Annotated in this window: 7 protein-coding genes and 1 pseudogene; 4 read left to right on the top strand and 4 right to left on the bottom strand. The window is 68.7% G+C overall.

Going from position 1 to position 12019, the window contains the following annotated elements:
- Nucleotides 1-4 precede the first annotated feature (4 nt).
- A complete protein-coding gene (locus tag ACFYM6_RS25465; RefSeq protein ID WP_387279367.1) occupies nt 5-1552 on the bottom strand; it encodes an ABC transporter substrate-binding protein in 1548 nt (515 codons plus the stop codon).
- A 741-nt stretch (nt 1553-2293) separates the two neighbouring features.
- Here ACFYM6_RS25465 and ACFYM6_RS25460 point away from each other — a divergent pair.
- Nucleotides 2294-5245: an amidohydrolase family protein gene (locus ACFYM6_RS25460; RefSeq protein ID WP_387279365.1), complete on the top strand. Its 2952-nt coding sequence runs from the start codon at nt 2294-2296 to the stop codon at nt 5243-5245.
- A 275-nt stretch (nt 5246-5520) separates the two neighbouring features.
- On the opposite strand, the gene ACFYM6_RS25455 is transcribed toward ACFYM6_RS25460, so the two are convergent.
- On the bottom strand, nt 5521-6537 hold the full coding sequence (locus ACFYM6_RS25455) for a DUF1080 domain-containing protein (protein ID WP_387279363.1): 1017 nt from the start codon (nt 6535-6537) through the stop codon (nt 5521-5523).
- 456 nt (nt 6538-6993) lie between these two features.
- Between ACFYM6_RS25455 and ACFYM6_RS25450 the strand changes: the two genes are divergently transcribed.
- Complete coding sequence (locus tag ACFYM6_RS25450; RefSeq protein WP_387279361.1) at nt 6994-7512, top strand: pyridoxamine 5'-phosphate oxidase family protein; 519 nt, start codon at nt 6994-6996, stop codon at nt 7510-7512.
- Between the two features lie 20 nt (nt 7513-7532).
- Here ACFYM6_RS25450 and ACFYM6_RS25445 read toward each other — a convergent pair.
- Nucleotides 7533-7712 (bottom strand): annotated as a pseudogene (locus tag ACFYM6_RS25445) (LuxR C-terminal-related transcriptional regulator); the annotation flags it as partial.
- A gap of 1254 nt (nt 7713-8966) precedes the next feature.
- Between ACFYM6_RS25445 and ACFYM6_RS25440 the strand changes: the two are divergent.
- Both ACFYM6_RS25440 and ACFYM6_RS25435 read left to right on the top strand, forming a co-directional pair.
- A complete protein-coding gene (locus ACFYM6_RS25440) occupies nt 8967-10073 on the top strand; it encodes a glycoside hydrolase family 3 N-terminal domain-containing protein (RefSeq protein WP_387279359.1) in 1107 nt (368 codons plus the stop codon).
- Between the two features lie 288 nt (nt 10074-10361).
- Nucleotides 10362-10796, top strand: a complete 435-nt coding sequence (locus ACFYM6_RS25435) for an ester cyclase (protein WP_387279357.1) — start codon at nt 10362-10364, stop codon at nt 10794-10796.
- A gap of 252 nt (nt 10797-11048) precedes the next feature.
- Here ACFYM6_RS25435 and ACFYM6_RS25430 read toward each other — a convergent pair whose 3' ends face one another.
- Complete coding sequence (locus ACFYM6_RS25430) at nt 11049-11972, bottom strand: LysR substrate-binding domain-containing protein (RefSeq protein ID WP_387279355.1); 924 nt, start codon at nt 11970-11972, stop codon at nt 11049-11051.
- Between the last annotated feature and the right edge of the window lie 47 nt (nt 11973-12019).

The following is a 12019-nucleotide window of genomic DNA, read 5'->3' as shown; positions in this document are numbered from 1 at the left end:
TCGCCTAGCGTTTGGTGATCGGTGCGACATAGAAGCTGTCCGTGGTGTTGTTCTTCTGGTAGCCGCTGACCGAGGTGCTGGCGACCTTGATGGCCGGGTCGAGGAACAGCCAGGCGCTCGCCGCGTCCTCGGAGATCTGCCGTGCCACCTTCTTCAGCAGGGCGGTCTGCTCGTCGGGTGTCGCGGCGGTCTCGGAGTCCTTGACCCACTGCTGCACCTGCGGGTTGTCGTACTGCCAGTAGAAGGTCGGGTCGCCGTACCAGACGAGGTCGCGCTGGTTGACGTGGGTCATGATGGTGGCCTGGAAGTGGTGGTTCTTGTAGACCTTGTCGGTCCAGGTCGCGTCGTCGACGGGGTTCAGCGTGATGGTGATACCGGCCTGGGCGAGCTGGCTCTTCAGCCCCTGCGCGATGATGTTGACCGCGTCCGACGGTACGTAGTCGACGGTGTAGGACAGCCCGTTCGCGTACCCGGCCTTGGCCAGCAGTTGCTTGGCGCCGGCGACGTTGTGGTCGTCGATGCTGGTCAGGTCCTCGTACCAGGGGTCGGTGGGCGGCACCATCGAGCCGATGACCTGGCCGCGGTCGGCCCATACCGCCGTCAGCAGCGCCTTGCGGTCGATGGCCTGCCGGATGGCGTGCCGTACGTCGGGGTTGTTGAACGGGGCGACGGCGTCGTTGAAGTTGAACAGTTCCTTCGTCGTGGACGTGCCTTCCACGATGGAGAACTGCGGCTGGTTGTCGAACTGGGTGAGCACATCCGGCGAGGACACCTGGGTCACCAGGTCGAGTTGGCCGGCGAGCAGGGCGTTGTTCTCGGCGGTGGCGTCCTTGAAGAAGCGGTACACCACCTGCTTGTTGCTGGCCTTCGTGCCCCAGTACTTGTCGTTGCGGGTCAGCGTGATGGAGTCACCCTGTTTCCAGGAGGTCAGGGTGTACGGGCCGGTGCCGATCACCGTCGTCTCCGGGTTGCCGGCGTCGGGCTTGGTGACAGCCGCGCCGGTGCTCGTGAGGTAGAACAGGAACGACTGCGACCGCGTCGACAGGGTGACCTTGACGGTGCCATCGTCCGGCGCCTCGATCGTCTTCATGATCGAGAGGTTCTTCTTGCGGGCGCTGGTCGACTCGTCGGACGTCACGCGCTTGAGCGCGGCCACCACGTCGCTGCCCTTCAGCGGGGTGCCGTCGGAGAACGTCACGCCGGGCTGCAGGTGGAACGTGTATACCGTGCCGTCCGGCGACACGTCCCACGACTTTGCCAGCAGCGGCTCGACCTTGCCGTCGTCGGTCAGCACGGTGAGCCCCTCGACGACGTTGCGCAGCAGCACCTGGGCGTGGCCGGTGTTGCCGCCCTTGATCGTATTGAGCGTCGTCGGCTCGTTCAGCGAACCGACCGTGATCGTCGCGTCGGCGGCGCCTGTCGACCCGGGGCTCGTCGGCGAGCCGCAGGCGGCGAGCAGCAAAGCGAGGGCGGCGGTGGCCGCGAGCACGCCGAGCGGGCGCAACCGGCGTGCGAAGGGTAGGCCAGCCGAGGGCCTGCGGTGAATGGTCATGTCCTTACTCCAGACAGACGGAAGCTGCGTCGCGCGAGCGCGGGACGCGGTGATTGAGGCTCACAAATGAGGGCAGATCAGACGTTGATGACGACGCGCGGGCAGCGTGGCGCGGCAGCCACGGGCGCGGATCGGGGTGTCAGACCGTCAACAACAGCAGATACGGCGCGCGGCGACGACACGGACCGCAAGCGGGGTCCGGTCCAACGACGGCGCACTGTTCACGCAGGTCAGGCTACATGATCACGGTGCTGGGGCGGCGAGCTGGCGATCGTGTCCTTTGACACAGGTCCGAATCCCGTTCGCAATCCGCCAGCGCGGAGTGCCGGCGCCAGCGGGACCTTCCGTCGCGCTATTTGCACCGCTCACCGCATTGTGTGGGCCGCTCACAGTTCGAGCGGCATAGATGGGGACCGCGTGATGACGCCGGGGAGAAGGATGCGCGATACCGCCTGAAGTATCCGATGCGGCAGGTCAAGGAGGAACAGCATGTCCCCCACTGCGGATTTTCCGGCCGATGACCTCACGGAGCCCGACCAGCCACGGGCTTGCGGCCCCACCGGCTCCCGATTCACCCCGTCCCGCCGAACCGTCCTCAAGGCTGGTGCGGGTGCCGTGCTGGCAGCGGCCTTCACTCAAGCGGCTGCGCCGCGTGCCCGCGCCGGCAGCCCCGATCCGGGCGGCAACACCCGCGTCGACACCGGAACCGACTTCGCTGTCGCACCGTCTCCGGACGGGCGCATGCTCGCGTTCGACATGCTCGGCGTGCTGTGGGTGGTCTCCCCCTCGGGCGGCACCGCGCGCCGCCTGACGTCCGACCTGTACGACATCGCTCAGCCGGACTGGTCGCCCGATGGGTCCACGATCGTGTTCCAGTCGTACCGGGATGGAGTGTTCAACGTGTGGGCAATCCGCCCCGACGGGTCAGGCATCACCCAACTGACGAAGGGCCCGTTCGACCACCGCGAACCGAGGTACAGCCCCGACGGACGTCGCATCGCCTACTCGTCCGACCAGGGCGGCTCGTACGGCATCCATGTGCTCGACCTCGCCACAGGCTCCACCCGAGCCTTGGCCGAGACTGCGGCCGAGGAGTACGAGCCGGCTTGGTCACCGGACGGGTCTCGCATCGCATTCGTCGTAGCGGACACCCGCATCGATGTCGTCGAGGTCGCCACCGGTGCCCGCACCACGGCGGTCACGGTACCGGCCGGGCAGGTGATCCACCAGCCGTCGTTCCTGCCGAACGGAACCGACATCGCCTACCACCTGCTCACTGCGGGCCGCAACGAGCTGGCCTCGACGGCAGGCACCTTGGTCACCGGTGAGGAGGTGTTCCCTTTCCAGGCCAGGTTCACGGCCGACGGCCGGTACCACTACAGCTCGGCCGGCAAGATCCGCACGCGTCGCCTCGGCTCGGCCACCGCCGGGTCCGTCGGATTCACCGCAGCGCTGACAGCCACGGTCGCGAAGTACCGCAAGACCATCCGGGTGTTCGACGCACCCGGCACCTTCCCTGTCATTGGCATCGGTTCCCCGGCGGTGTCCCCGGACGGGTCCATGGTCGCGTTCCGCGCCCTGAACGACATCTACCTGATGCGGGTCGGGGAGAAGCCGGTACGCCTGTTCGGGGACCGCTGGTGGAAGGCCGACCCGGACTTCTCGCCGGACGGTCAGCAGCTGGCCTATGTCAGCGACCGAACCGGCACCTTGAACATCTGGGTCCGGGACCTGAGCTCCGGGGGCGACCGGCAGCTGACCTACCTGACCGAGTCCGCGGCCCTGTCGGTGCGGTGGTCGCCAAGCGGTCAAGAGATCGCCTATCTCGACCAGGATGGCGGACTGTGGGTATTGAACGTGTCCACCGGCGACGTGCAGCAGGTCTTCGGCGCGACGTTCGAGCCGGGCCGGCCCACGTGGTCCCCGGACGGGAAGATGATCGCCCTGGCGGCCGTCGTGCCCTACTCGCGCCGCTACCGGGAGGGCCTGTCGAAGATCCTCGTGGTCGACCGTGCCACGGGCGCCGGCAGGTACGTCGACCCCGCCCCGCACAGGTCGCTGCAGACCCGCGGTGACGACGGGCCCGTCTGGTCCCCGGACGGGACGATGCTCGCATTCGCGATGGAGTCGTTGATCTGGGTGCTCCCGGTCGACCAGAGCGGACACCCGACCGGGCCGGCACGCCAGGTCACGAGCGAACTGTCCGACGCACCCGTCTGGGCGGGCGGCTCTTCCACGCTCATGTACCTGTCCGGTGGTCAGCTGAAGATGGTCCGTGTCGACGGCGGGGCCGGCCGGACGATCCCGGTCCAGCTGCGCTGGCGCAACGACCCCGGCCCGGACCAGGTCGTGATCCACGCAGGCCGGATGTGGGACGGGTCGTCCGCGACAGTGGCCCGCGATGTCGACATCATCGTGCGAGGCCAGCGGATCGTTGCGGTCGAGCCGCACCGCGAAGGCCGCAGCGGCAGCCTCGTCGACGCCAGCGACCGGTTCGTCATGCCCGGACTGATCGACATCCACCACCACCGCGAGATGCAGGGCTACGCGTACGGGTCGCGGCAGGGGCCGCTGTGGCTCGCGCTCGGCATCACCACGACCCGCTCCCCCGGCTCCCCGGCCTACCACATGGTCGAGGAACGCGAATCGGTCCAGTCCGGCGCCCGGCTGGCGCCGCGCTACCTGGCCACCGGCGAGGCCGTGGACGGGCCTCGCATCTACTACAACTTCATGCGCCCGACATTCACCCACGCCCAACTGGCGCTCGAGCTGGAACGGGCGGCCAAGCTCGACTACGACCTGATGAAGTGCTACGTGCGGCTACCGGTCGTGTGGCACAAGGAGGTCATCCAGTGGGCACACCGGCAGGGCAAGCCGGTCACGTCGCACTACCATTACCCGGCGATCGCAATGGGCGGCGACGGAACCGAGCACGTCGGCGCCACGAACCGGTTCGGCTACTCCCGGACCGTCACGAACGTCGGATCGGCGTACTCCGACGTGATCGCCATGTTCAACGCGTCGAAGATGGCCCGCACGCCAACCCTGTTCGTGTCGTCGACCCTGTACCGGGAGGACATCTCCCTCGTCACCGACGAACGCGTCCGGCGGCTCTACCCGAACTGGCGGATGGCGAAACTGCAGGCGTCGGTCACCTCTGCGCAGTCGACGGACCAGACCGCCACCCGGCAGAACCTTGCCAACCAAGTCGCGCAACTGGTCGCGATGGTCCGTGGTGGCGGCGTCGTCACCGCCGGGACCGACGCCCCGATCGATCACCTGGCCATCAGCCTGCACATGAACATGCGCGCGATGGTGAAGTACGGGCTCACGCCGCTGGAGACCCTGACCAGCGCAACGTCGACGTCGGGGGATTTCCTCGGGCAGCCAATCGGTCGAATCGGAAAGGGCATGCTGGCGGACCTGGCCATCGTCGACGGCCGCCCGCTGACTCGGATTGAGGACGCCGCGAACGTCACCGCGGTCGTCGTGGGTGGACGGCACCACACCGTCGCAGACCTGATCGCCCCCTACCCGACCTCCACGACGACCAATCAGCCGCCACCGGCGGCATCAGCACCCAAGGGCAGGGTCAAGCAGCGCGTGCCCGCACACGCCAGCACGGCCGCGTACTGGTGGAACACGCCGGAGGAGCTCGAACGGGCTCGGATCTCCTGCGGCCACGACCACTAAGCCGAGGCCATCTCTGGAACCGCGCCCCGGATCGGTCCGGGGCGCGGTTCCGTCACACCAGCAGCCCGGAGCCGATCACCCGGCATGGGCGTGCGTGTATCTGGCCTCGCCTCCGCCGGCTTCCCAGCCGCCCACAAACCCCGTCTCCAGCCATTGCGCCCGCCGTCGCCCCATTCGCACCGAGATGACCCCCATCCGGCGCGTACGCCGCGGTGATCCGCCGAGCAGGTTGGCCCGGCGGATCACCGCTGCCACAAGCAGGCACCCGGCCAGGATCAGCCGAGGTCCCGCACCCGTATGTTGCGGAAGGCGATGACCGAGCCGCCGTCGTGGTTCTGCAGGCCGACGTAGCCCTGCGCGTACTGCCGTCCACTGGTGCCAGGGTCGGTCGGACGGCCCGGGAACGGCAGGCCGGGCATGTTGTCGAACTCGTTGATCACCACGCCGTTACGGATCACGGTGTAGTGCTGGCCGACGACCCGGATCTCGAGGTCGTTCCAGACCCCCTTATCCGTCGAGCGGGCCTGGGCGAGGTTCAGGTCGGCGAACCCGTACACGGAGCCGGTCTTCCGCGGGTCGTTGCTGCCGATCTCCGGCGAGTCGTTGATCTGGATCTCGTGGCCGCAGTTCACGGCAACCCATGCCGGATCGCTCGTTTTGCACTGGGGGTTGGCGGCCGGGTCGACGCCGGGGAACCGCACGAAGACGCCGCTGTTCGATCTCGCGTTCGCGTCGCCGCCCCGCTCGTCGCGGAACTGCAGGCGCAGTGAGAAGTCGCCGAACTGGGCGGCCCGATACCAGAGCATGCCGAGGCCGCCGCCGGTGGGCGAGTTGGTCGTCACCATCGACCCGTCGTCGCGCAGGGCGAACCCGCGGCCGCCGACGTAGCCCCAGTTCGCGTACGACTCGGTCGTCCCGTCGAACAGGCTGACGTAGCCTGTCGTTCCACCCACCTCGGAGTGCGCCGCGGCTTCAGTCAGCGTGGCGGCCTCCGCTGTGGTGATCACGTCGGCGCCGACCAGATCGCGCGCGATGTGCGTCACGTGCGCCACGAACCCGCCGTGGTTGGCCCAGGCACGCTCGTCGTCGATCAGGTCGTTGATCGAACAGCCGCCGTCGACGGTCCGGTTCGCCACGCCGCTGTCGTAGTCGAGAAAGCGGACGGTTGGCCGGCTGTCCGGCGCGACGCACGACGATAGCGATGCGGTGGCCGGCGCCGCCGCGAAACCGCCGCTCAGGACCGCGGCGGCGAGGAGCGCCGTACCCGCGAGGAAACGTTTCCCGCTACCCACGCTGAACCTCCTTGTCTCACCGATCGAGGCGGCGCTGCCGGTTTTCGCTCGTCGGCTGTCCGTCTGCATCGGCCTCTCGTTCCCCGTGAGGTCTCGGGCCTCCCGGGGGCGCTACATGACAAGTGCTCACCCGAACCTAGGTTCTTTCCATCGAGACATCAAGAAGTTTGGTTGCCGTACGCGCATCTTTTGCTGCGGCGACGGAAAGCCGAGTCTAAGAAGTCAGGCTTGGGTGCCTGTTTCGACTCGCCGGTCCGTGGTCCGCAACGCCTTGATCTGCCGGCTGGGCACACGGGCGCGCCCGCCGCTGCGGCCAGGCGCGTTGAGGCATCCCGCGATTGATCATTGCCAGTTGAAGAAGTACGACACAAGGCGTCAGGTTTCTGATCGAACATGGATTCACCGGTCGGCGTAGTGCTGGACGTGAACCGGTCTTACGAATAGATAAGGACCTCGATGCGCGAAACGCCGGAAGATCTCAACGAGCTCCAGAGCCTCCTGGACTCCTCCCTTTCCCGCTCCACCTCGCATCTCCGCTCGATCATCGCGGAGCGCACCCTGACCGCGGAGCAGCTCACCCAGGTGCTCACCGGCATGTGCACGCTTGCCCTGTCCACCGTGACGGCGAAGGGCGAGCCGCGGATCAGCGGCGTGGACGGGCATTTCCTACACGGCAAGTGGCATTTCGGGACGGCGCGCAGCGCCGCCAAGGCCCGCCACCTCGCCGCCCGTCCGGCCGCCAGCGTCGCGCACATGCGTGGCGAGGACTTGGGCGTGTTCACGCACGGTACGGTGGAGATCCTCAACCCCCAGGACAGCGAGCCTGCCGCGGGCTGGCCAGACCTGCTCGCGTACCTGAAGGACTTCTACGGCGAAAGCGCCTTCGACTGGGACAACGACGTGGTCTTCTATCGGCTGCACGCGCACTGGATGGCGGTCTACGCCCCAGACGTCGACAAGCTCACCGCCAAGTGACGACGAAACTCGACGTGCCTTCAGGTCCGGCGGTGGACGTTGGCGTCTCGGGCGCGGGCTACGGCCTGGGCCCGGTCTGCGACGCCGAGTTTGAGCAGCATGTTGGAGACGTGGTTCTGCACCGTCTTGGGGCTGATCCCGAGCCGGGCGGCGATCGCTTGGTTGGACTGGCCGGCAGCCATCCGGGCCAGGATATCGAACTCGCTCGGTGAGCTGCGGAAACGGGTTGGCCGGGTTGGTGTCGGCGAGTGCGGCGAACATCCGGTCGGCTACCGCGGAGTCGAGGATCGCCTGGTTGGCGTGGACCGCGTGCACCGCTCGGATAATCTCGTCGGGTTCGGCGTCCTTGAGCAGGTAGCCGCGGGCGCCGGCCCGGATCGCCTGGCGCACCCCGTCCGAGCAGGCCGCCCCATACTGCCATTGCCACCGCGAGGAGTACCGCGAGCACAGGCCCGACGGCCAGCATCGCAGCGCTGACCCGGCCGAGCACGCCCTGCCGGTCCCGGCGGCGCGCCCACAACGCGAGGAACGCCAGCGGCAGCAGCCCCCAGTACATCCCGATCAGCCGGCCCAGCCACTGCGGCGGCTCGGGCTGGCCGCTGGTCTGGATTTGCTGCACCAACAGCAGGTGCACGACAACCAACACCGAACTCAACAGGATCGCAAAGCCGACCCCCGCCAGCGGCACCCGCGCCAGCCGGTCGATAACCACCCGCATCTCTGAAGCTCCTCTCTGCGGGAACACTTGCCACGAGCGTCCGGCGTGGCGTTCCCGGGTGGCCTGAGTACGCCTCCCGCCCCGGCCGGGAGAATCCACCCGGCGAGGCTTCGCCGGTGTCCCGAGCCATGGATGAGTGACCCAACCGCTTCACAGGTCGGCCAGGGTCGCGCCAGTCTGCGCGGCGAGGATCTGACCGGTGTGCCGCAGGTGGTGAACGGTCAGGTCCACCAACGCCGCGCCCCGCGCGGCAGCCCGGGGCTGTGGGAGCGTCCAGCATCGGCAAAGAGCGCGGAGCCGGGGGAAGGTTCAGCTCAATGGCCGCGTAGGGCGATGATGCCTGGGACTGGTGACCGACGGATATCCCGCACATACTGCTTATGGATAGAGCCGCCGCGCGGCGTCCGGTGACACAGGGAGGCACCCATACCGGCAGGCGCAGCGCTGGCGTTCGCCGCCGGAGCGGATGCCCGTTCATCGTCGCCACCGGATGAGATCGGGACACCGCAGATCGGTCACCGTCGACTGATCGTCGGGTCCGTCAGGCGCGCCGGGATCGTGCTAGGCGGAGGTGATCATGTACCCAGCGGCGAAGGTTCGCACCGCTCTGGCGGCCGGGACGCTCGGCCTTGTCATGGTCGCCTGCCAGTCCTCGCACGCCCCCACGCCCGGGCCGTCCGCCCCTGATACGACACGCTCAGTCTGGCCCGCGCCGGGTGGGTCGGGTGGCGGGCGGGTGGCATCGCCGTCCACATCGACCGCGCCGCTGCCCACGCAGGCCCCGGGCACGTCACCCGCGCCGGTACCGTCCGTGCCGGCGCCGACCAGGTCGGCCGGCCTGACCAGGTGGCAACTGGCCGGGCAGCGAATCATCTACTCCTACCCCGGGTTGACACCACCGGCGAGCCTGTTGAGGATCATCCGCGCCGGTGAGGCCGCCGGGGTGATCTTCTTCGGGGAGAACATCGCCAGCACCGCCCAGATCAGCTCGGTGACCGCCCAGTTGCGACGAGCCCAGGCGCAAAGCCCGGTCCACGTGCCGCTGCTGCTGATGGTCGACCAGGAGGGTGGCCTGGTCCGGCGGCTGCCGGGGGCGCCTGCGCTGTCAGAGAAGCGGATCGGCCAGTCCGCCGATCCGGTGGCCGCGGCGGCCGCGTCGGGCACCGGAGCCGGCCGCACCCTCGCCGCAGTGGGCATGAACGTCAACCTCGCCCCGGTTCTCGACGTCTACTCCACTGCGGGCAACTTCATCGACCAGTATCAGCGCTCCTACGGCGCGAACCCCGGCATCGTCGCGTCTTTGGGGCGGGCGTTCATCACCGCCCAGCAGCGCACCGGCGTGGCCGCCACCGCCAAGCACTTCCCCGGACTGGGATGGGCGGCAACGGCCCAGAACACAGACACCCGGACGGTCACCCTGTCCCAGTCGCTGGCCACGTTGCGCGGCACCGACGAGTTCCCGTACTCCGCCGCCGTCGCCATCGGCGTCGACCTCGTCATGGTGTCCTGGGCCATCTACCCGGCGCTGGACCCGAACCGCCCGGCCGGACTGTCGCCGACAGTGGTCAGGCAGGAACTGCGCGGCCGCCTCGGGTTCACCGGGGTGACCGTCACCGACGCCCTGGAAGCCGGTGCGCTGGCCCCCTACGGCAGCACCGGCCAGCGCGCGGTCGCTGCCGCAACCGCCGGCATGGACCTCATCCTGTGCTCCGCCCGTGACGTCAGCCAGGGCGAAGCCGCCACCGCCGCCCTGGTCAACGCCCAGACCGGGGGCCAGCTCGACGCCGCTGGCTTCATCGCCGCGGCGGATCGGATCGCCGACCTGCGGGCCCGTCTGCACTGACCGTCTGGTGAGGCGGCCGTCCGACGCGGCTCCGCTCGCTCGAACCGGCCCGGGACCGACCCGAGCACCCCCAAGTCAGGTTCGCGGGGCCGACCCAAGTCAGCCGGCGAACCGACGAGGACGCCGGGGTTGAGGATCCAGGACGGGTCGAGCGTGGGCGGCGGGCCACATGCCGGGCTGGCTAACTTCGCTGAGCCAGCATGGAAGTCAACAAACGCGGTCGAGTGGCCATCGCACCGCCCTAGGCTCACCGTTGAACCGGCGGTCAAACAGCAGGAGGTCACGGCGGTGGGCATCGAGCAGCAGAACATGAAACTGATGCAGACCCTCGACGACGCGTGGAACGCCCAGGACATCGGCACATTCAACAGCCGGCATCACGAGGACGTCGTGGTGCGGTGGCCCGGCAAACCGGAGACGCATGGTCAGCACAACCACGAGGCCGAGGCGAGGGACTTCTTCAAGGCGTTTCCGGATCAGCGGCTAGGCAACCGGCCATACAAGGTCCTGTTCGCCTCGGGCGACTGGACGTGCTCGATCGCGCGCTTCACCGGCACCATGACCGGCCCCATGACCGGCCCGGACGGTAACGAGATCCCGCCCACCGGCAAATCGTTCGACGTCGACTTTTGCACGGTGGCCCGATGGGTCGACGGAAAGATCGCCGAAGAGAACCTCTTCTACGATCTCACCACCTTCATGAAGCAGATTGGGCTGGCGTAGCCGCTGTCCATGGGGCTACCGGCGCACAAGGGTCTGCTGCGCTACCTGCTCGGCGCTCTCCCGGTGGCGCTCGTGCTGGCTTGCTGGGCATACCAGGCCAAAATCGCCGTGTGGGTGCTGGGGGTGATGGGGCCTTCGGAGGTGATGGCGAAGGCGCTGAGGGCGGTTTCCCGGGCACCGCCCGTTATGCCCGACCTCGTCCGGTGGGGTCCTCCAAGGCAAGCCATCCTGGCGGGAAATTCACCGGAACTGCTATCGCCCTGCGGAAGGAGCAGCGGCGATCGCCAAGAGTTCCGCTGCGAGGGCGGTCGGGGTACGGCCCAGCCACAGCGCGTGCAGCGGACGGGTCAGCGGGAGGCCCTCGACCCGAAGCTCGACCAGTTCTCCCGCTGCGACGGCGGGCGCGGCTGCGCGTGCGCTGATCACACCGATGCCACCACCGGCGCGGACCGTGGAAAGGATCGTGGTGGTCGAGCCGAGGCTGATGGCGTGCGGCAGCGACGGCGCGAAGCCGAGGGCGTGCTCGACCGCGTTCAGGAACGTGTCGCGCGTGCCGGAGCCCGGTTCACGCAGCAGCAGTGGCTGATCGGCGAGGTCGGTCGGCCGCAGTGCGCGCCAGGCGTGCGCGGCGAGGGGATAGCTGGCGGCGACGACCAGGGCGAGCCGGTCGTCGCCCACGATGCGGGCACTCAGGTCTGCGGGGATGTCGGGTGACTCGACGAACCCAAGGTCTGCCGCGCCCGAGCGGACGGCCTCGACGACGCCGTGACTGTTCGCGACGTCGGCCGAAATGTCCAGCTCGGGATGGGTGCGGCGCAGGCTCAGCAGCCAGGCCGGCAGCAGGTACTCGGCCACGGTGAGGCTCGCCGAGATACGCAGCCGCGCCTGCCGGTCGGCGCGCAGCGTCAGAACTCCGTCGGCGAGGTTCTGCGCGGCGTCGATGACGTTGCGCGACCAGGCAACGACCGCCTCGCCGGCGGGCGTGAGAAGGCTCCCGCGCCGCGAACGCACCAGCAGCGGTACGCCGAGCCGGCGTTCCAGCTTCGCAAGCCGCGCGCTGGCGCTGGGCTGGGTGATCCCGTGCGCCTGCGCCGCGCGCCCGACGCTCCCCGTCTCGGCGACGGACAGCAGCAGGTCGAGCGCCGGCAGGTCGCTTATCCAGGGCGGTAGTGGCATCCCGCGCAGTCTGTCACAGGTGCTCGGGTGTTCGGCCCGTCCCGGGC

Origin of the sequence: Micromonospora sp. NPDC006431, assembly GCF_042870725.1 — a bacterium.
In the GTDB taxonomy this organism is placed as follows: Bacteria; Actinomycetota; Actinomycetes; order Mycobacteriales; family Micromonosporaceae; genus Micromonospora.
This window is presented reverse-complemented; position numbering and strand designations above follow the sequence as displayed.

Coding starts and splice junctions, on each gene's coding strand:
- ACFYM6_RS25430 (WP_387279355.1), bottom strand. CDS start 11,972: ATGCCACTACCGCCCTGGATAAGCGACCTGCCGGCGCTCGACCTGCTG.
- ACFYM6_RS25465 (WP_387279367.1), bottom strand. CDS start 1,552: ATGACCATTCACCGCAGGCCCTCGGCTGGCCTACCCTTCGCACGCCGG.
- ACFYM6_RS25460 (WP_387279365.1), top strand. CDS start 2,294: ATGCTCGCGTTCGACATGCTCGGCGTGCTGTGGGTGGTCTCCCCCTCG.
- ACFYM6_RS25450 (WP_387279361.1), top strand. CDS start 6,994: ATGCGCGAAACGCCGGAAGATCTCAACGAGCTCCAGAGCCTCCTGGAC.